This is a genomic window from Sphingobium sp. EM0848 (assembly GCF_013375555.1).
GTDB lineage: Bacteria > Pseudomonadota > Alphaproteobacteria > Sphingomonadales > Sphingomonadaceae > Sphingobium.
The window spans coordinates 1,975,541-1,994,500 of record NZ_JABXWB010000001.1 but is presented as its reverse complement, the minus strand read 5'-3'; the positions used below and the strand labels follow the sequence as shown (position 1 = coordinate 1,994,500).

General features: G+C 63.9%; 23 protein-coding genes. 15 read left to right on the top strand and 8 right to left on the bottom strand.

Translation table 11 applies throughout. The annotated features are described in order from the left end of the window. Window positions 1–66 precede the first annotated feature (66 nt). From mtaB to HUK73_RS09505, 3 genes are read right to left on the bottom strand one after another with little or no spacing between them, the layout of a single operon-like run. On the bottom strand, window positions 67–1,308 hold the full coding sequence (mtaB, locus tag HUK73_RS09515; RefSeq protein ID WP_176591685.1) for a tRNA (N(6)-L-threonylcarbamoyladenosine(37)-C(2))-methylthiotransferase MtaB: 1,242 nt from the start codon (window positions 1,306–1,308) through the stop codon (window positions 67–69). After that, window positions 1,308–2,090, bottom strand: a complete 783-nt coding sequence (dapF, locus tag HUK73_RS09510; RefSeq protein WP_176591684.1) for a diaminopimelate epimerase — start codon at window positions 2,088–2,090, stop codon at window positions 1,308–1,310. Before dapF ends, mtaB begins: the two co-directional genes overlap by 1 nt. 60 nt (window positions 2,091–2,150) lie before the next feature. Then, entirely contained in the window at window positions 2,151–3,551 is a 1,401-nt protein-coding gene (locus HUK73_RS09505; protein WP_176591683.1) for an amino acid permease, read from the bottom strand. Between the two features lie 178 nt (window positions 3,552–3,729). Between HUK73_RS09505 and HUK73_RS09500 the strand changes: the two genes are divergently transcribed. The 7 genes from HUK73_RS09500 (at window position 3,730) to rplS (ending at window position 8,486) form a co-directional block, all read left to right on the top strand. After that, a complete protein-coding gene (locus tag HUK73_RS09500) occupies window positions 3,730–4,449 on the top strand; it encodes a hypothetical protein (protein WP_176591682.1) in 720 nt (239 codons plus the stop codon). A gap of 205 nt (window positions 4,450–4,654) precedes the next feature. Continuing rightward, window positions 4,655–6,124, top strand: coding sequence for a signal recognition particle protein (gene ffh, locus HUK73_RS09495; protein WP_176591681.1), 1,470 nt, complete (start codon window positions 4,655–4,657; stop codon window positions 6,122–6,124). 41 nt (window positions 6,125–6,165) lie between these two features. Continuing rightward, window positions 6,166–6,612 (top strand): 30S ribosomal protein S16, encoded by a 447-nt coding sequence (gene rpsP, locus HUK73_RS09490; protein ID WP_176591680.1) that lies wholly within the window; start codon window positions 6,166–6,168, stop codon window positions 6,610–6,612. A 5-nt stretch (window positions 6,613–6,617) separates the two neighbouring features. Continuing rightward, on the top strand, window positions 6,618–7,097 hold the full coding sequence (gene rimM, locus HUK73_RS09485) for a ribosome maturation factor RimM (protein ID WP_176591679.1): 480 nt from the start codon (window positions 6,618–6,620) through the stop codon (window positions 7,095–7,097). A gap of 8 nt (window positions 7,098–7,105) precedes the next feature. Continuing rightward, window positions 7,106–7,378 carry a hypothetical protein gene (locus tag HUK73_RS09480; protein ID WP_176591678.1) on the top strand — a complete coding sequence of 91 codons (273 nt, stop codon included), beginning with the start codon at window positions 7,106–7,108 and terminating at the stop codon, window positions 7,376–7,378. Next, window positions 7,375–8,121: a tRNA (guanosine(37)-N1)-methyltransferase TrmD gene (gene trmD, locus HUK73_RS09475; RefSeq protein ID WP_176591677.1), complete on the top strand. Its 747-nt coding sequence runs from the start codon at window positions 7,375–7,377 to the stop codon at window positions 8,119–8,121. The genes HUK73_RS09480 and trmD overlap by 4 nt, the downstream gene beginning before the upstream one ends. Further along, window positions 8,118–8,486, top strand: a complete 369-nt coding sequence (gene rplS / locus HUK73_RS09470; RefSeq protein ID WP_176591676.1) for a 50S ribosomal protein L19 — start codon at window positions 8,118–8,120, stop codon at window positions 8,484–8,486. The genes trmD and rplS overlap by 4 nt, the downstream gene beginning before the upstream one ends. Window positions 8,487–8,579: 93 nt before the next feature. Here the strand turns inward: rplS and HUK73_RS09465 are convergent, their stop codons facing one another. Together HUK73_RS09465 and HUK73_RS09460 are read right to left on the bottom strand one after the other, a co-directional pair. Next, window positions 8,580–9,026: an NfeD family protein gene (locus HUK73_RS09465; RefSeq protein WP_176591675.1), complete on the bottom strand. Its 447-nt coding sequence runs from the start codon at window positions 9,024–9,026 to the stop codon at window positions 8,580–8,582. Further along, window positions 9,023–9,997 (bottom strand): SPFH domain-containing protein, encoded by a 975-nt coding sequence (locus HUK73_RS09460; protein WP_176591674.1) that lies wholly within the window; start codon window positions 9,995–9,997, stop codon window positions 9,023–9,025. Before HUK73_RS09460 ends, HUK73_RS09465 begins: the two co-directional genes overlap by 4 nt. A gap of 95 nt (window positions 9,998–10,092) precedes the next feature. Between HUK73_RS09460 and HUK73_RS09455 the strand changes: the two genes are divergently transcribed. Both HUK73_RS09455 and HUK73_RS09450 read left to right on the top strand, forming a co-directional pair. After that, window positions 10,093–10,908: a CoA ester lyase gene (locus HUK73_RS09455; protein ID WP_176591673.1), complete on the top strand. Its 816-nt coding sequence runs from the start codon at window positions 10,093–10,095 to the stop codon at window positions 10,906–10,908. Between the two features lie 241 nt (window positions 10,909–11,149). After that, window positions 11,150–11,926, top strand: a complete 777-nt coding sequence (locus HUK73_RS09450; protein ID WP_255326238.1) for a hypothetical protein — start codon at window positions 11,150–11,152, stop codon at window positions 11,924–11,926. Between the two features lie 59 nt (window positions 11,927–11,985). Here the strand turns inward: HUK73_RS09450 and HUK73_RS09445 are convergent, their stop codons facing one another. Then, a complete protein-coding gene (locus HUK73_RS09445) occupies window positions 11,986–12,594 on the bottom strand; it encodes a YdeI family protein (protein ID WP_176591672.1) in 609 nt (202 codons plus the stop codon). 4 nt (window positions 12,595–12,598) lie between these two features. Then, entirely contained in the window at window positions 12,599–13,336 is a 738-nt protein-coding gene (gene ubiG, locus HUK73_RS09440; protein WP_176591671.1) for a bifunctional 2-polyprenyl-6-hydroxyphenol methylase/3-demethylubiquinol 3-O-methyltransferase UbiG, read from the bottom strand. A gap of 97 nt (window positions 13,337–13,433) precedes the next feature. Between ubiG and HUK73_RS09435 the strand changes: the two genes are divergently transcribed. The 4 genes from HUK73_RS09435 (at window position 13,434) to HUK73_RS09420 (ending at window position 17,339) form a co-directional block, all read left to right on the top strand. Beyond that, window positions 13,434–14,699 (top strand): aspartate kinase, encoded by a 1,266-nt coding sequence (locus HUK73_RS09435; protein WP_176591670.1) that lies wholly within the window; start codon window positions 13,434–13,436, stop codon window positions 14,697–14,699. 145 nt (window positions 14,700–14,844) lie between these two features. Then, on the top strand, window positions 14,845–15,855 hold the full coding sequence (locus HUK73_RS09430) for a nitronate monooxygenase family protein (protein ID WP_176591669.1): 1,011 nt from the start codon (window positions 14,845–14,847) through the stop codon (window positions 15,853–15,855). Between the two features lie 215 nt (window positions 15,856–16,070). Further along, window positions 16,071–16,910 carry a hypothetical protein gene (locus tag HUK73_RS09425; protein WP_176591668.1) on the top strand — a complete coding sequence of 280 codons (840 nt, stop codon included), beginning with the start codon at window positions 16,071–16,073 and terminating at the stop codon, window positions 16,908–16,910. Between the two features lie 114 nt (window positions 16,911–17,024). Beyond that, on the top strand, window positions 17,025–17,339 hold the full coding sequence (locus tag HUK73_RS09420; RefSeq protein WP_176591667.1) for a multidrug efflux SMR transporter: 315 nt from the start codon (window positions 17,025–17,027) through the stop codon (window positions 17,337–17,339). On the opposite strand, the gene HUK73_RS09415 is transcribed toward HUK73_RS09420, so the two are convergent. Continuing rightward, window positions 17,320–17,994: a winged helix-turn-helix transcriptional regulator gene (locus HUK73_RS09415; RefSeq protein ID WP_369805466.1), complete on the bottom strand. Its 675-nt coding sequence runs from the start codon at window positions 17,992–17,994 to the stop codon at window positions 17,320–17,322. The two genes, HUK73_RS09420 and HUK73_RS09415, sit on opposite strands and share 20 nt — an antisense overlap. Before the next feature lie 126 nt (window positions 17,995–18,120). Here HUK73_RS09415 and HUK73_RS09410 point away from each other — a divergent pair, with 126 nt between their 5' ends. Both HUK73_RS09410 and HUK73_RS09405 read left to right on the top strand, forming a co-directional pair. After that, entirely contained in the window at window positions 18,121–18,561 is a 441-nt protein-coding gene (locus HUK73_RS09410) for a VOC family protein (RefSeq protein WP_176591666.1), read from the top strand. 28 nt (window positions 18,562–18,589) lie between these two features. Then, complete coding sequence (locus tag HUK73_RS09405; protein ID WP_176591665.1) at window positions 18,590–18,952, top strand: DUF1428 domain-containing protein; 363 nt, start codon at window positions 18,590–18,592, stop codon at window positions 18,950–18,952. The last annotated feature ends 8 nt before the right edge of the window (window positions 18,953–18,960 follow it).

Here is an 18,960-nt window from a genome sequence, read left to right as displayed (position 1 = left end):
GTAACTGCTTGCGCCGGAGATGGATTCCCGCCTGCGCGGGAATGACAAGGGAAATGGAAATCCCATTTATGCCGCCTCTTGCGCGATCAGCGCGCCATTCTCAAGGCCCGTGATGGTCGCGCGGATGATGGAGGAGGGGGATTGCGGCTGGGCGAAACGCACCGGGGCGAAATTCTCGGCATGACCGGAGAGGCCGTTGCGTTCGACCAGCACGGATTGCGGCGACCCGATGAGGCTGTGGAGCCAGCTTTCGCGCTGCGCTTCGCAGGCCGAGCGCAGGCGGGCGGCGCGGGCCTTGATGGTGGCGCGATCGACCTGCGGCATGCGGGCGGCGGGGGTGCCGGTGCGCGGCGAATAGGGGAAGATGTGGCCGTGGACGATGGCGCACTCCTCGACCAGCTTCAGGCTGTTGTCGAACATCGCTTCATCCTCGGTCGGGAAACCGGCGATGATGTCGGCGCCGATGCTGATGTCCGGGCGGGCGGCCTTGAGGCGTTCGACGATGCGGATCGCATCGGCGCGGCCATGACGGCGCTTCATGCGCTTGAGGATCATGTCGTCGCCTGCCTGAAGCGAAAGATGCAGATGCGGCATCATGCGCGGTTCATGGGCGAGCAGGTCGAAGAGGCGCTCGTCAATCTCCACGCTGTCGAGTGAGGAGAGGCGTAGGCGGGGGAGGTCGGGCACGCCTTTCAGGATGCGCTCGATCAGCAGGCCGAGCGAAGGCGCGCCGGGCAGGTCCGGGCCATAGCTGGTGACGTCCACGCCGGTCAGGACGATTTCCTTGTATCCGGCGTCGACCAGTTCGCGGGCTTTTTCGATGACGGCGCCCGCGGGCACCGAGCGGCTGTTCCCCCGGCCATAAGGGATGATGCAGAAGGTGCAGCGATGGTCGCAGCCATTCTGGACCTCAAGGAAGGCGCGGGCATGTTCGGCAAAGGCGCTCGCCATATGCGGTGCGGTTTCGTGCACGGCCATGATGTCGGAGACGCGGAGCTTGCCTTCATTTGGTGCGAAGGATGCCGTCTCCATCTTCTCCCGATTGCCGATCACCGCATCGACTTCGGCCATGGCGGCGAAAGTCTCAGGCTCGGTCTGCGCCGCGCAGCCTGTCACCATGATTCGGGCTGCTGGCCGGTCACGCCGGGCGCGACGAATCGCCTGACGGGTCTGGCGCACCGCTTCCGCCGTCACGGCGCAGCTATTGACGACGATCAGATCATCCTGCCCGCCCGCCATTTCGCGGATCGCCTCGCTCTCCGCGATGTTGAGGCGGCAGCCTAAGGTGATGATCTGCGGCCCGCTCATCAGAAGCGCGCCCAGTCAGCCTCACCGTCAAAGACATGGGTGGCAGGCCCGGTCATCAATATATGGCCGCCCGGCGCCCAGTCGATCATCAGATCGCCACCGGGCAGGGTGACGCGGGTCGGCCCGCTCACCAGCTTGCGCCGTACCGCCGCGACCGCCGTCGCGCAGGCGCCGGTGCCGCAGGCCCGCGTCAGGCCAGCACCCCGCTCCCAGACGATCAGGCGGATATGATTCTCGCCAACAATCTGCGCGAAATTCACATTCACCCGCGCCGGGAACAGCGGGTCCGTCTCGATCAGCGGTCCTAGCCGCTCAATGTCGACCGCGTCCAGATCGTCGCAGAAGAAGATCACATGCGGATTGCCGACATTGACCGCGACCGGCGCGGGGAGGTCCTCCCAACTCACCGGCATGGTCAGCGTGTCCATGGCATAGGAGAGGGGGATCGCGTCCCATTCCAGCCGGGGCTCGCCCATGTCGACGCTCGCGCCGCCGTCCACGCCCTTCGCGTCCAGCAGCCCGGCCTTGGTCTCGATCAGCACATCCCGCCCGATGAACAGGGGCACGCAGCGGGTCGCGTTGCCGCAGGCCTCCACTTCGCTGCCGTCGCTGTTGAAGATGCGCATCGACACATCGGCGCGCTCGGAATCCCCGATCAGGATCAACTGGTCGCAGCCGATCCCGGCATGGCGGTCGGCAATGGCCTGCGCACGCGCCTGCGTCATGTCGAGCGCGGCATCCCGCGCGTCGATCACGACAAAGTCATTGCCCAATCCATGCATTTTCGAAAAAACGGCCCATAATGCGCGCGCATGTAGGGTGTGTGGGAGGAAAAGGCCAGCCTATCCGACGCGGAGCGCGGCGCGGTGCCGTCCGTAGAGGAAATAGACGCCCAAACCGATGGCGTTCCAGATGAAGCAGGCAAGGATGGTCTTCATCGGCAGGCTGATGAACAGATAGGCGCAGCCCAGCACCGCGCCCAGTCCGACCAGCGTTGCCCCCGGTGTACGGAAGGGCCGTTTCATGTCCGGCATCCGCCGCCGCAGGATCAGCAGGCAGGCGCCCACGGCGGTAAAGGCGATCAGCGTCCCCGCATTGGCGAGCGCTGCAATCTCATCGATGGGCAGCACGCCCGCGATGATCGCGACCAATATGGCGGTGACGCCGGTGATCCGGGCAGGCGTGCCGCGCTTCGAAATCAGCGCCAGCCTCTGCGGCAGGAAGCCGTCCCGCGCCATGACGAGGAAGATCCGGCTCTGGCCGTAAAGAAAGCCGAGCAGCACCGTGGGCAGGGCGATCACCGCCGCGATGGCGACGATCCGCGCAACCTGTCCCTGTCCCATTTCGCGCAGGATCAGCGCCAGCGGTTCGGGGCTGTCGGCAAAACGGGTGAAGGGCATCGCTCCGATCGCCGCCGCCGCGACCAGCACATAGATCAGCGTGCAGGCGATCAGCGATCCGACGATGCCGATGGCAAGGTCGCGGTCCGGATTCTTCGCCTCCTCCGCAGCGGTGGAGATGGCGTCGAAGCCGTAAAAGGCGAAGAAGATGATCGCCGCCGCCGCCATGACGCCGCGCTCCACCCCGTCCGGCCCCATCGACTTGGCGAAGCCGAAAGGCATGAAGGGCGACAGGTTCTGCGTGTCGAAATGGGGTAAGGCGACGGCCACGAACAGGCTCAAGGTCGCGATCTTGATGAGGACAAGCAGCGAGTTCAGCCGCGCGCTCTCATGCGTGCCCAACATCAGCAGCCCCGCCACCACGGCGATGATGAACACCGCAGGCACATTGATGAGACCGCCCAGTTCCGGCCCCTTGGTCAGTAGTTCGGGAAAGCCCACCGAGGTCAGCAAGGGCGCGGCATAGCCCGACCAGCCCACCGACACCGTCGACACCACCAGCGAATATTCGAGGATCAGGCTCCATCCCACGATCCAGGCAATGCCTTCGCCCAGCACCGCATAGCTGTAGCTATAGGCGCTTCCGGCGGCGGGCATCATGGTGGAGAGTTCGGCATAGGCCAGCGCCGCGCAGGCGCAGATCGCGCCCGCGATGGCGAAGGACAGCAGCACCGCAGGCCCCGCCCGATCCGCACCGACGCCGATCAGCGTCAGGATGCCGGTCCCGACAATAGCCCCCACGCCCAGCGCCAGCAGATGCGGCCAGGACAGGGTGCGCGCCAGCCTGTGCCCTTCCTGCGCGGGCATCATGGCCTCCATTGGTTTGCGACGCGTCCAGCTCATGTCTCTCCCTCCCTGTTTGCGCGGACCTTGCCGTTGTGGGGCCGGTTGGCAAGGAGAATTTTACAAATGTAAATCATGGCGTGCGCCCCTCTCGCGACTCTTCTGATATTCTGTTACAGAGCCGCAAACAAAGGTCGCGACGGCTGAATCTTCATCTTTGCGGGGAAGGGGGCGTCCCATGGATGCTGCTGCGTCGACCGTCCCGGTACCGATCCGGGGCAATGGCTTTTATCTGGGAATGTCGGTCGCCATTGCGGCGACGGTGATTGGCGGTTTCGGTTCTTTTGCGCTGCGCGGATTGGTGGATGTGCCGCGCTTGCCCTATTGGGTGCATGTCCATGGCGCGGTGTTCGTCAGTTGGACGCTGCTGTTCGTCACGCAGAATGCGCTGGCCCATCGTGGATCGATCGCGCTGCACCGGCGGCTGGGTTGGGTCGCGGTGGGGTTGGCGGCGGCGATGGTGCCGCTGGGCGTCCTTACCGCGAGCATGGCTGTCGTGCTTGATCGCGTGCCGTCTTTCTTCACTCCGCCGATTTTCCTGGCTTTGAGCGCGTTGGAACTGGTCGCCTTCGTCACGCTGCTGACCAGCGCGATCAGGCTGCGGCGGCGCACCGAATGGCATCGGCGGCTGATGCTCTGTGCCATGATATCGATTATCGGGCCGGCTTTCGGGCGTATCCTGCCGATGTCGTTGCTGGGGCCTTGGGGCGGGCTTGCGGTGATGAGCGGACAGATGCTGTTCGTGGCGGTGGCTGTAGCGCATGATCTTGTCGCGCACGGGCGGGTGCATCCGGCCTATGGGATTGGCGCAGCGGTGATTCTGGTCGAAGGGCTGGCCGTGCCGATCCTTGCGGCGACGCCGCTTTTTGTCGGGCTGGCGGCTGCGCTGGCCGGATAAGCGGCTTTCGGTTGCGTTGGGCGTGCCCTTGCGCTAAGGGCGCCCCTGCAATTGGGCAGTCCGCTGTCTGATACCCTGACAGATCCATGGTGCCCATGTGGGGCACCGGATGGACGCTGGCCGGCGAGGTTTCGCCCGCCGGCGATTTTGTCGTTTGGCAGGGTAAGCGCAATTTTCCGGGCTTTTCGGCCCAAATGAGGTGAAGATGTTCGATTCGCTAAGCGATCGTCTCGGTGGGGTATTCGACAAGCTGCGTGGGCGCGGTGCGCTTACGGAGGACGATGTCCGTGCCGCGATGCGCGAGGTGCGAATCGCGCTGCTCGAAGCCGATGTCGCCCTTCCCGTCGTCCGCCAGTTCGTCGAACAGGCGACTGAAAAGGCGGTCGGCAGCGATGTGCTGCGCTCGGTCACGCCGGGCCAGATGGTCGTCAAGATCGTCTCGGACACGCTCACCGAAACGTTGGGGTCGGAAACCTCCGACCTGCTGATCGACGTCACCCCGCCCGCCGTCATCATGATGGTCGGCTTGCAGGGGTCGGGTAAGACCACCTCCACCGCCAAGATCGCCAAGCGCCTCAAGGACAAAGAGCGCAAGAAGGTGCTGATGGCCTCGCTCGACGTCCAGCGCCCGGCCGCGCAGGAGCAGCTGGCGGTGCTGGGCACCCAGACCGATGTGGCGACCCTGCCGATCGTGCCGGGGCAGCAGCCGGTCGATATCGCCAAGCGGGCCTTGCAGGCGGCGAAGCTCCAGGGCTTCGACGTGGTGATGCTCGACACCGCCGGTCGTCTGCACGTCGATCAGGCGCTGATGGACGAGATGAAGGCGGTTGCGGACGTTTCGAACCCGGCGGAAATCCTGCTGGTGGTCGACTCGCTGACCGGTCAGGACGCGGTGAATGTCGCGACCAGCTTCACCCAGCAGGTTCCGCTGACCGGCGTGGTGCTGACCCGCATGGACGGCGATGCCCGTGGCGGCGCCGCGCTGTCGATGCGCGCCGTCACCGGCCGTCCGATCAAGTTCGCGGGCACCGGCGAAAAGCTCGACGCGATCGAGCCTTTCCATCCGGCGCGTGTGGCGCAGCGCATCCTTGGCATGGGCGATGTCGTGTCGCTGGTCGAAAAGGCCGCCGAGACGATCGACGCCGAGGAAGCCGACAAGCTCGCCAAGAAAATGGCCAAGGGTCAGTTCGACATGAACGACCTGCGTGCCCAGCTGAACCAGATGCGCCGCATGGGTGGCCTTGGCGCGCTGGCGGGGATGCTGCCGGGCCTCAAGAAGGCGCAGGCGGCGATGGCGCAGAGCGGCGCCAACGACAAGACGCTGATCCATCTCGACGCGATGATCGGGTCGATGACGCCGAAGGAACGCGAAAAGCCCGCCCTCATCAACGCCAAGCGCAAGATTCGTATCGCCAAGGGTTCCGGCCGCACGGTGCAGGAAGTCAACAAGCTCCTGAAAATGCATCAGGAGATGGAAACGGCGATGAAGAAGATCCGCAAGATGGGCGGCCTCAAAGGGCTGGCCAAGATGTTCACCGGCGGCGGCATGGACAAGATGCTGGGCGGTGCCGGTGGTGCGGGCGCGCCTGACCTCAGCGGGCTAGGCGGTCTGGGTGGATTGGGCGGCAACATGCCGAACCTGCCGCCCGGCTTTCAGAATTTCATGAAGAAATAAGCAAATATAGTCATTTGGTTTAGAGTAGAAAGGCAAGTTTAATGGCAACCTCCATCCGTCTGTCGCGCGGCGGCTCCAAGAAGCGCCCCTATTACCGCATCGTCGTGGCCGACAGCCGCGCTCCGCGTGACGGCAAGTTCATCGAGCGCATCGGCAGCTACAACCCCGTCCTGCCCAAGGGCGACGAGAAGCGCGTCGTGATCGACGTTGAGCGCGCGAAGCACTGGGTTGCCGCTGGTGCGCAGCCGACCGACCGCGTGGCCCGCTTCCTCGACGCCGCCGGCGTGAAGGAACGCGCTGCCCGCAATAACCCGAAGAAGGCTGAGCCGGGTCAGAAGGCCAAGGATCGCGCCGAAGACCGCGCTGCCAAGGCTGCGGAAGCCGCTGAAGCTGCCGAAGCCGCCAAGGCCGCCGCCGCTGAAGCCGCTGCTGCACCGGCCGAAGCCCCGGCTGAAGAAGCTGCCGCTGAAGAATCGGCTGAAGGCTGATTATCTTGACCGACAAGCCCGTCACTCTCGCCGTCATTATCGGTGCGCATGGGGTGGCGGGCGAAGTCCGTCTGAAGCTCTTCGGGGAGGGCGTGGAAACGCTCAAATCCTATAAGGGCTTCGATGCGGCGGGGCGCACGCTGACCTTGAAGTCGGTGCGTCCCGGCCCCAATGGCGCGGTGGCGCGTTTCGTCGAGGTTGGCGACCGTAGCGCTGCCGAAGCCCTGCGTGGGACCGAACTGACCGTGCCGCGCTCCGCTCTGCCTCCGCTGGGGGAGGGCGAATATTATCATGCTGATCTGATCGGCCTGCCCTGCTTCTCCAGCGATGGCGAAGGATTGGGCAATATCGTCGCGGTCGAGAATTTCGGCGCGGGCGATATCATCGAGGTCGAGCGGCCGACGGGCAAGCGCTTCATGGCGCCGATCCATGCCGTGACGATCGCGGATGAGCGGGTTGTGATTGAGGCGGCTTTCGCGGTTTAAGGCTTGTCATGCCCAAACTTCTTGCCTCCCTCTATCTGCTGCTGATGGTCGCCGCTGGCTGGCGGTTGTTCACCATGTCTTGGTCACGGGGCTTGAAGATCGGCGCGGCGCTGGCGTTGGTCATTCCCATTCCGATGCTGTTCCTGCTGCCCGCGCTGATGCAGCCTGACCGGCCCTTTGCCGATCTGCTGCGCGCCATCGGTATCGCACTGATGCTCGGCGGCGGAGTGTCGCTGCTGGGCGGCATGGCGGGGGCATGGCTCAAGGCGCGCAAGGCGTGAGCTTTCGCGCGCAGATATTGACGCTTTACCCGGAGATGTTTCCGGGCCCGCTGGGCGTGTCGCTCGCCGGGCGGGCGCTGGCGGAGGGGAAATGGGCCTGCGATCCTATCCACATTCGCGACTTCGCCACGGACAAGCATCGCACGGTCGACGATACGCCAGCGGGCGGCGGCGCGGGCATGGTGCTGCGCGCTGACATTCTCGGCCTCGCCATCGACCATGCACTGGAGCAGGCCCCCGACCTGCCCGTCATCGCCATGACGCCGCGTGGCGCGCCGATCACGCAGGGCCGTATCCGCCAACTTGCCGCCGGGCCCGGCGCGACCATCCTCTGCGGCCGGTTCGAGGGCTTTGACGAGCGCATTTTCGAGGCCCGCCCCGTCGAGCAAATCAGCATGGGCGACATTATCCTGTCCGGTGGGGAGATGGGCGCGCTGATGCTGCTGGATGCTTGCATCCGCCTGCTTCCTGGGGTAATGGGCGCCGCTTCCAGTGGGGATGAAGAGAGTTTCGAAAGCGGCCTTCTCGAGTATCCGCACTATACCCGGCCCGTTATATGGGAAGGGCGCACGATCCCTGAAGTGTTGCGATCGGGGGATCATGCGAAGATCGCCGCCTGGCGGAAACAAAGGGCGGAAGAAGATACACGGCTAAGGCGGCCGGACCTTTGGGAACGTCATATCGGCGTTCGGGACCAGTCGCCCTCTGGTGCGCAACGCGAAGAAACAGGACCTGAGTTATGAACCTGATCCAGCAGATCGAGGCCGAAAACATTGCGGCTCTCGCCAAGGATATTCCGGATTTCCGTCCGGGTGATACGCTGCGCGTCGGCGTGAAGGTCGTCGAAGGCGACCGCAGCCGCGTCCAGAACTATGAAGGCGTCTGCATCGCCCGCTCCAACAAGGGCATGGGCAGCAACTTCACCGTGCGCAAGATTTCGTTCGGTGAGGGTGTGGAACGCGTCTTCCCGCTCTATTCGCCGAACATCGATTCGATCACCGTCGTCCGTCGCGGTGTCGTGCGTCGCGCGAAGCTCTATTATCTGCGTGGCCGCACCGGCAAGCGCGCCCGTATTGCCGAGCGCCGCGAAGTCCGCAGCGAGGATTGATTTCCTTCGCCTGACGGCATGTGAACAACAGGCAGGCGGTGCTCCTTGGGAGCGCCGCCTGTTTCTGTTTGCGACAATCCTCTCAGGCAGCCTTCAGGCCAGTTCCACCTTCAGCACGGAGGCTTCCGCGCCGATCACCCGGACCCTTGTGCCCGCCGGCGCATCGGGGCCTCGGCAGGACCAGACGCTGTCGCCGACCTTCACCCGGCCACGGCCATTGTCGATCGGTTCGACCACGGTGACGATCTCCCCCACCAGCCGCGCCGTTCGGTCATTGAGCAGGGGGTCCTGCGAATCCACCGGATTGCTGACGTACCAGCGTCGCCCGCCCCATACCGAGACGAGGCAGAGCACCGCGAACAGCAGCAACTGGACCGGCAGCGTGATCGGCAAGGCGAGGGCGATCAGCCCCGTCGCCGCCGCCGCCAGCGCGACCCAGATCAGGAAGATGCCGGGCAGGAGCACTTCGCCCATGCCCAGCAGCGCCGCGAAAACCAGCCAGCCCCAATGATCCTCCAGCAGGCTGAGCCATTCCATCATGCCGGCCCCTGTCCGAACGGCCCGCGACGGGGCGGGGTGGGGGGCGGGGTTCCCTCGCCCCCCACCCCGCCCAGCGCCTCCTTGGCCAGTGCGCCGATGCCGCCCAGCGTGCCGATCAGCTGCGTCGCCTCGACCGGGAACAGGATGGTCTTGGCATTGGGCGAGGTGGCGAACTGGCTCACCGCCTCGACATATTTCTGCGCGACGAAATAGTTGATCGCCTGCGCATTGCCGGACGCGATGGCGTCGGACACCATTTGCGTCGCCTTGGCCTCGGCCTCCGCCTCGCGTTCGCGGGCTTCGGCGTCGCGGAAGGCGGCTTCGCGGCGGCCCTCGGCTTCCAGAATCTGGCTCTGCTTCTGCCCTTCGGCGCGCAGGATTTCCGATGCACGCATGCCCTCCGCCTCCAGGATCGCGGCACGCTTTTCGCGTTCGGCCTTCATCTGGCGGGCCATGGCGTCGGAAATATCCTTGGGCGGGCGGATGTCCTTGATCTCGACGCGGGTGATCTTGATCCCCCAGGCCACCGTCGCATCGTCCACCACATGGAGCAGGCGGGCGTTGATCTCGTCGCGCTTCGACAGGGTTTCGTCGAGGTCCATCGACCCCATCACCGTGCGCAGGTTGGTGGTCGCCAACTGCATGATCGCGACATAGAGCTGCGAAACCTCATAGGCCGCCTTGGCCGCGTCCAGTACCTGGAAGAACACCACGCCGTCGACCGACACCATGGCATTGTCCTTGGTGATGATCTCCTGACTGGGGACGTCGACCACCTGTTCCATCATGTTGATCTTCCGCCCGACCGAATAAAAGAAGGCGGGGTAGAAATTGAGGCCGGGGCGGGCGACCTCCGTGAAGCGGCCGAAGCGTTCGATCGTATATTGATAGCCCTGACGCACCACCTTGACGCTCACCGCCAGATAGAACAGCACCAGACACGTCACCGTCAGCGCGAATGTCGTCAGCATTTCTGCCTTCCCCCCATGAACCCGCTCGGGTTAAATCCGCTTGGACTATGACGCGAAATCATTAACGGGAAAAGGTCAAGCAAAGGAGAGTTTTCATGTTGTTGCGCCACGCCCGTTCGCTGCTGTTCCTGCCGGCGTCGAACCCGCGCGCCATCGCCAAGGCGCGGGTCTTGCCCTGCGACATGGTGCTGCTCGATCTGGAGGACGCCGTGCCCGACGACCGCAAGGAAGAGGCGCTGGCCCATGCGGTCGAGGCGGTGGCGGGTGGCTTTGGCCAGCGGCTGACGGCGGTGCGCATCAATGTCGAGGGTGCGCCCTCCCATGGGCGGGAGATGGTGGCGATGAAGGCCTCCGCCGTCGATTATGTCGTGCTGCCCAAAGTCGAGAATCCCAAGCAGGTGAAGGATGTGTTCAGCGTCTGCCAGAAGCCGGTGATCGCGATGATCGAAAGCGCGGCGGGTGTTCTGGCGGCGCAGGCGATTGCCGCGACGGAGGGCTGTGCCGGCCTCTTCATGGGCAATAACGATCTGCGGCAGGATCTGGGCATCCCGCCGTCCGCCGGGCGCGAGGGGCTGTCCCTGTCCCTGCAGTCCGTCATTCTGGCAGCGCGGGCGGCGCGGATTGCCGTGTTCGACGGGGTGTTCAACCGGCTGGACGATGAGGCCGGGTTCGAAGCGGAATGCGCCGCCGGCCATGTGCTGGGCTTTGACGGCAAGACGCTGATCCACCCGAGCCAGGTGCCGGTCGCCAATCAGGTTTTCGGTCCCGATCCTCAGGCAGTGGCCGATGCGCGCCGGTTGATAGAGGCCGCGACGGGCGGGGCGGAGCGCTTCGAAGGACGCATGATCGAAAGCATGCATGTCGAGGAAGCGAAGGCTCTCGTGACCAGAGCCGAAGCGGTGGGCGGATAAAAATAAGCTGCCGCAATTTTGCCTGATTTGCAGAATTGACCGCGCGTGTTTTTGCGGAGGCGTGCGGTAGGCGGCTGGCAATTAGGGATTATATCCTTTGATCAGGGCGTTAAACGGCCCCTTTCAAGGGGTCGTTTCGGCTGCGTCCTTTATGCCACTGTCAAGTTAATAAACGTGGCGTTTTCATGGCAAAATGATACTATTTCCTACGCGGGGTCTGGTTGAGTCTGCGAGGTCCATCATGTCTAGATTGCGGATGGCGGTGGGAGCCGCCTGCTGTTTTGGCGCGCTCTTTTTCGGCGGGGTTGCGGCGGCGGGGGAGGCGCAATGTTGGCAACCTCATGAAATAGAAGCAGCGCGCGTCAGGGATTTACAGATCATGCTGATGCTGGGGTCGTTGAAATGTCGGGCGACCAATAGTGATATTACTGCGAAATATGATAAATTCTACGAGAAATCGGGAAGCCTTGATAAGTATAATAATGCACTGAAGCTGCATTTTATGCGGGAAGGCGGCATTACTGGCGGTCAGGACGCTTATAATGATTTTATAACCCGTCTGGCCAATAGTCATACCGATGGCATGCAGACAGCGGGTTTCTGCCAGATGGCGGACACATTGCTGTCGCTGGCGACCAATGCCAATGAAAGCGAGATCGCCGTGCTGGCCCGGAATTTTTCGGAAAAGCCGGCCGGAGTAGGGGATGCCTGCCAGATGGCGGTTGCGGCCCCAGCTTCAGCCCCAGTGCCCGTTACTGCCCCTGTCCCTGCCCCTGCCAAGGAAGTGGCGGTGGCGAGTGATCCGGCTGTGCCGGTTGCGGCTGCCACGCCCGCGCCTGCTCCGCAGCAAGTGACGCCCGAGTCGGCGGCGGCGGCGCTTGAAGCGGCGGCGGCGGCGCTTCAGACGGCGGCGGCGTCCCTGAAGACGCAGGCTGCAACTCCGGTCAATGCGGCGCCTGCGGACAGCAAGCCGGTGGTGCAACCGGCTGTCATGGCATCGGCGAAGCCCGTAAGCTGAACTCGGCGGGAACGAGACCGCGCTTTTGGGGAGCGCGGCGCCGCCGATGCAATGCGCCCTTATGAACGCTTTTCATATTTCCAGTTGCGGCCCTTGCCCTCCGCGATCCAGGCCACGGCCTGCGCGATGCGCTTGTCACGGGTGGCGTCGCTCTTCGCATCGTTGATCCACTCGCAATAGTCGCGCACCTTGCCGGGCGGGAAGGCTGCCCAGGCGGCTGCTGCGGCGGGATCGATTTCGATCGCGGCGGCGAAGGCGGGGTGGAGGGGCAGCGGTTCGCGCGCCGGTTTCGGGCCGGAGCGGGCCTTGTCCCCGGCATCGATCAGCGCCATGGCCTGAGCAATCAGGGCGGTAAGCTTGGCGTCGTCCGGCAGATCGGCCAGGCTGGCGATCCGGCCGAACTGGCCCATTGCGCCTTCGCTGGCGCCATCCCGCGCAACCTTGTCATGCCAGAAGCCGAAGGCGACATGGGCCTTGAACCCGGCCATGTTGCAGAGATTCTGCCCTTTATAGGTGAAGAAGGGCATGCCCCATTTGACCGCTTCCTCGATGTCCGGCCCGATCTGCGGCGAGGCGGCGTGGATGACGCCGCGCAAATGGCTGAGGATCGGACGGGCGAAATCGGCCTGCCGGGCGATATAGGCATCGACCTTCGGCTCGATCGCCATGATGTCAGTCCCTCCGGTGCCGGGCGGTCAGCAGATAGTTGATCGCCTTGTTGGCGGAGAGGGTGAAGCCATAGCGCGGATCGAAGCTGAGGCCGGTGCTGTCGGTGACTTCCAGACCCGCTTCATCGAGGAGGCTGGTCAGTTCCTTGGGATTGAGGAATTTGTGCCAGTCATGCGTGCCTTTGGGGATGCCGCCGATGCTTTCGCCGATGGTGATCATGGCCAGGCGGGAAAGCGGCGTGCGGTTGGGCGTGGACAGGATCATCAGACCGTCGGGGGCCAGCTTTGTCGCCAGCGCGCGGACGAAGGCGGCGGGGTCGGTCACATGCTCGATCACTTCCATCGAGGTCACGAGGTCGAATCCACTGGCGTCCAACTGCTCGACCGGGGTGGCGCGATAGTCGATCGTCAGGCCCTGCCCTTCGGCATGGGCGCGGGCGACGGCGATATTTTCCTCCGCCGCGTCCAGTGCGGTCAGGGTCGCGCCCATGCGCGCCAGCGGCTCCGCCAGCAGGCCCGCACCGCAGCCCACATCGATCGCGCGCTTGCCCGAAAGGGGCCGGAATCCGCCGCTTCCCTGCGGCCAGTGATGATCGATGGCGTTGCGGATATAGTGCAGGCGCACCGGGTTCAGCTTGTGCAGCATGGCGCTGGAACCGTTCGGGTCCCACCAATCGGCGGCCATCGTGCCGAAATGCGCGGCCTCGCGCGGGTCGATGGTCGGTGTGGGTTTGCTTGCCATATTCGTATCCGCTGCTAATAGGGGCGCCGTTTTCGTTCCTCTGGGTCGCCCTAGGGGGACATTTTCTTTCTTACAATCAGGCAGGCTCGACAAGCAAATGGCGCGCATCGTGATGAAATTCGGCGGCACCTCCATGGCGGGGATGGAACGAATTCGCAACGTGGCCGCGCGAGTCAAACATGTTGTCGAGCAGGGTCATGAAGTCGCCGTCGTGGTTTCCGCCATGGCGGGCGAGACGGACCGGCTGGTCGGCTTCTGCAAGGAAGCCTCGGCGCTCTATGATCCGGCCGAATATGACGTCGTCGTCGCCAGCGGTGAGCAGGTGACGAGCGGGCTGCTCGCCATGACGCTGAAGGCCATGGGCGTGGACGCGCGCAGCTGGCTCGGCTGGCAGCTGCCGATCCGCACCAATGAAGCCCATGCCAAGGCGCGCATTGGGGAGATCGACACGATCGACCTGCTCGCATCCATGCGGTCGGGCACCGTGGCGGTGATTCCGGGCTTTCAGGGCATGATGGAGGATGGCCGCATCTCGACCCTGGGCCGTGGCGGCTCGGATACGTCGGCTGTCGCGGTGGCGGCGGCGCTCAAGGCGGATCGCTGCGACATCTATACCGATGTCGATGGCGTCTACACCACCGATCCCCGCATCGTGGCGCGGGCGCGCAAGCTCGACCTCGTCACCTATGAGGAAATGCTGGAACTGGCCTCGGTCGGGGCCAAGGTGCTCCAGACCCGCTCGGTCGGCCTCGCCATGAAGGAAGGCGTGGTCGTGCAGGTGCTTTCCTCCTTCGATGATCCCACCCAGACCGACCTCCCCGGCACGCTGATCGTCAGCGAAGAGGAACTGGAAGCCAAGCTCAAGGAAGACAAGATGGAACGTCAGCTCATCACCGGCATCGCCCATGACAAGAATGAGGCGAAGATCACCCTGACCCGCGTGCCGGATCGTCCGGGCGCGGTGGCGCACATCTTCGGGCCGCTGGCCGATGCCGCGATCAACGTCGACATGATCATCCAGAATGTCGGCCGCGACAAGGGCGAGACGGACGTCACATTCACGGTGCCGGGCGCGGATCTGGCGCGGGCGCTGGATGTGCTGGAGAGCCAGAAGGACATCATCGGCTTCAACCGCGTGATCCCGGATACGAAGGTCGCGAAGGTGAGCGTTGTCGGCGTCGGCATGAAGAGCCATGCGGGCGTGGCGTCCACCATGTTCAAGTCGCTGGCCGATCGCGGGATCAATATCCTCGCCATCTCGACCAGCGAGATCAAGGTGTCGGTCCTGATCGACGAGGATGAGACGGAACTGGCGGTGCGCGTGCTGCACACGGCTTATGGGCTGGATGCGCCGGTCGCTTAAGCGAACCCTTTACACATGACGTCATTCCCGCGAAGGCGGGTTGAAGAGAGGCATGTGACTCTCTTCAACATCTCCAGACCTTGCGTCTGGGGATGGGGTAGGAGATGGATCCCCGCCTTCGCGGGGACGACAGGATTATATTTTGATGACGAACGCCAAACTCGCTTCCCTGATGGCTCGCGGCACCGAATTTCTGGGCTGCGACGTTGCGATCATGTGCGGGGCGATGAGCTGGGTTTCGGAGCGGAATCTGGTGGCGGCCATCTCCAATGCGGGCGGCTTTGGCGTGATCGCCTGCGGCGCCATGACGCCGGAGCTGCTCGACAGGGAAATCGCGGCGACCAAGGCGCTGACGAGCAAGCCCTTTGGCGTCAACCTCATCACCATGCATCCGCAGCTGTTCGACCTGATCGAAGTCTGCGCCAAGCATGAGGTCGGCCATGTCGTGCTGGCCGGTGGCCTGCCGCCCAAGGGCAGCATCGAGGCGATCAAGGAGAAGGGCGCGAAGCTGATCTGCTTCGCCCCGGCGCTGGCGCTGGCGAAGAAGCTGGTACGTTCGGGCGTGGACGCTCTGGTGGTCGAGGGCATGGAGGCGGGCGGCCATATCGGCCCGGTGGCGACCAGCGTGCTGGCGCAGGAAATCCTGCCCGAAATGGCGAGCCAGGTGCCTGTGTTCGTCGCGGGCGGCATCGGCCGTGGCGAAGCGATTGCCGCCTATCTGGAGATGGGCGCGGCAGGCGTGCAGTTGGGCACCCGCTTTGCCTGCGCGACCGAGAGCATCGCGCATCCCAACTTCAAGAAGGCCTTCTTCCGCGCCTCGGCACGCGATGCGATTGCCAGCGTGCAGATCGATCCGCGCCTCCCTGTCATTCCGGTGCGCGCGCTCAAAAATGCCGGGACCGAGGCGTTCACGGCCAAGCAGCGCGAAGTCGCCAATCTGCTCGACGGTGGAACGGTCGACATGGGCCAGGCGCAGTTGCAGATCGAACATTATTGGGCAGGCGCTCTCCGCCGCGCGGTGATCGACGGCGATGTCGAGGGCGGATCGCTGATGGCCGGGCAGTCGGTCGGCATGGTGTCGAAGGAAGAGCCGGTCGCCGACATCATCGCCCAGTTGATGGACGAAGCGGCGGTCGCGCTGGAGCGCCGCGGCTAGAGCGGTTTTCGATCTGATTGGATCAGATCAACCGCTCTGGTTTATTGTTTTACCGCGATTTCTTAACCAGCAATCGATTTCGATTGCTTGGAAATCGCTCTAAATCGGACGAAGCGAATCCCTCTCCAGACGAAGCGAGCTCGGCGCCGGTCGTCGGGAACGCCTGACTTTGCGATGAGTTGTGAAGTCTGAATGATCTTTAAAGGGATGACAGGGTGCCGCCGCGTACCGCCGTTCGCCGTTTCTGCCAATTGGTTCCCGCTACCGCGCTTGCGCTGGTCGCGGGTTGTTCCACGCCGGAGAAGGCGCCGCCTACGCCCCCGCCCCCGGTTGTGAGCACGATCAAGCCTCTGCCGCCCATGGGGGCGGTGGAGGGGATGAGCATTCCCGAGATTGCGAGTGACGGCAAATATCTGACGCCCAATCGCGGGGTGACGGCCAATACGGCGCTCTGGCACGTGCGCATGGCGCTGAATGTCGCGGCGCTGTCCTGCCACGGCGTCAACGAACCGGCGCGCATCCAGTATAATCAGATATTGCATGTGCACGAGGCGGCGCTGCGGGAGGCCAATGCGGCGGTCGACCGCAATTATCTGGCTGCCTATGGGACAGGCGGGCTCAAGGCGCGGGAATTGCTGAACACCGTCGTCTATAATTTCTTCGCTTTGCCGCCGGTGACGAAAAGCTTCTGCCCCGCGGCGATCGAGGTGGGCGCGAAGATCCTTGCCATGCCTTCCAGCCAGTTGCTGGCCTATGCGCCAGAGGCGCTGACCGCGCTGGAAAAGCCGTTTCAGGAATTTTACGCGGCCTATGCCGATTATCTGCGGCGGCTGGCCGAATGGCAGTCGCGCTTTGGCGGAACGGTGACGGTGGTGGTGTCGCCCACGCCTCTGCCGCCACCACCCATGGCGCCCAAGGAGGTCGCGTCCGGATTCGTGCCTAATGCGGCGGCGATGGCGCCACCTTCTTCCCTGAAATCGGGCGCGCCGGTGCGGGTCGAAGTGCCGACCTTCCCGCTGACGCCGATGCGGGAGACGTTCATCCCCGCGAAGTAGGCGGTTGCGAAGGTCGGGCAACAACCCTATCCCGCCCGCCAAGCGAGGCCACGTCCTCCCCCCTTGCGGGTTTCAAGTCCGGGACGGCCCGGCTCTCTTGCAAGGGAGGGCCAGATGGCCTGGATTTATCTGATTGTCGCCGGTCTGCTCGAAATCGTCTGGGCTTTTGCGATGAAGCAGTCGCAGGGCTTTTCGCGGCTGACGCCGACGCTCGTCACGCTGGGCGCGATGATCGGCAGTTTTGCGCTGTTGTCGCTGTCGATGAAGAGCCTGCCGCTGGGCACCGCCTATACGATCTGGACCGGCATCGGCGCGGTGGGCGCGTTTCTGGTCGGGATCGCTTTTCTCGGCGAGGCGGCGACGGCCATGCGCCTGTTGGCCGCCATGATGATTCTGGGCGGGCTGGTCCTCATGAAGCTGTCGAGCTGACGGTCGAGGGCGCCTTGGGAGGCAAGGGGAAGAGGCGAACGAAACGGTCCGCCAGTACCCTGTCTCCCTCCACCCGGAGCGCATCGACGACAGCCTCGAACGGCGCGCCGCCATAGATCACGGCGACCAGCGCATTCTGATCGCCGGAGAGGATGATGTCCGCGCCGGCCGCATCGCCACGATCGGCGGTGAAGTCGCCGTCCTTCAGGATCAGGCGGAACTCCTCCTCCCCGAAGCGCAGGCCGATGGTGGCGTTCATGTCACCGATGCGGCTGCGGTCGATCATCGTGCGCATCGACAGGATCACCGACACATTGCTCATCGGCATGCCCGGTTCCATCGTCGGGGAGCGGCAGGCCCAGCGACCCATCACCTGAAACAGGATTTCCGACTCGCGCCCCCATGGCGTCAGCTCATAGATCTGGCTGGCGGCTGGCGGGGGCAGGCGGCGGCGGATGAGGACGCTGGCGGCTTCCAGCTCCTCCAGCCGCTGGGTCAGCACATTGGCGCTGATTCCGGGCAGGCTGGCGCGCAGATCGGTGAAGCGCTTGGGCCCAAGCATCAATTCCCGCATGATCGGCATCGCCCAGCGATCCCCGATCAGATCCAGCGCATGGGCGACTGCGCAACCATCCTGATAGGCCCGTTTCTTCACTTGGCTGATCCTTGGTTATTTTTTCTAACTTATTTGTTGTAGAAGATAATTTATCAGTTCATAAAGTTCAAGTCAGCGAGTCGCCGTCTGCGACCGCTGGACCCCATAATCCCGAGGAGATGTGCGATGTCGAATGCCCCCGCTCCGAAGATGATTTTCGTGAACCTGCCGGTCGCGGACCTGCCTGCCTCCATCGCCTTTTACGAGGCCGTGGGCGCGGTCAGGAACAAGGACTTTGCCGATGACAGCGCGCAGATGTTGAGCTTTTCCGAAAGCATCCATGTCATGCTGCTGACGCATGAGCGGTTCACCAGTTTCACGCCGCGCAAGATTCCCGATGCGCATGCAACCGCGCAGGTGCTGCTGGCGTTGAGCGAGGTAAGCCGCGAGCAGGTGGACGACACGACCGAAAAGGCGTTGGCGGCGGGTGGGACGGAACCCAATCCGCAGCAGGACCACGGCTTCATGTATGGCCGCAGCTTTGCCGATCTGGATGGCCATATCTGGGAAGTGACGTGGATGGACGTGGAGGCGGCTTTGGCGGCGAACAGGGAATCCGCCGCCTGACCTTCCGCCTTTCATGAGGAGAGATGCCATGAGCTATATGGACGGTTTCGTGATCCCGGTGCCCAAGGGCAACAAGGCACGATATAAGGAAGTCGCCGCCTATGCCGCGCCGATCTTCATCGAATATGGCGCGCTGCGGATCGTGGAATGTTGGGCGAACGATATCAAGCCCGGCAAGGTCAATGATTTCCGCACTGCCGTCATCGCGGAGGAGGATGAGGAGGTCGTCTTTTCCTGGATCGAATGGCCCGACAAGGCGACACGCGATGCAGGCGCGGAAAAGGTGATGAACGACCCCCGGATGCAGCCCAAGGAAGGGGAGGAGATGCCCTTTTCCGGTGCGCGGCTGATCTATGGCGGGTTTGAAGTACTGCTCGACGCGAAAGCCTGAAGGAGAGG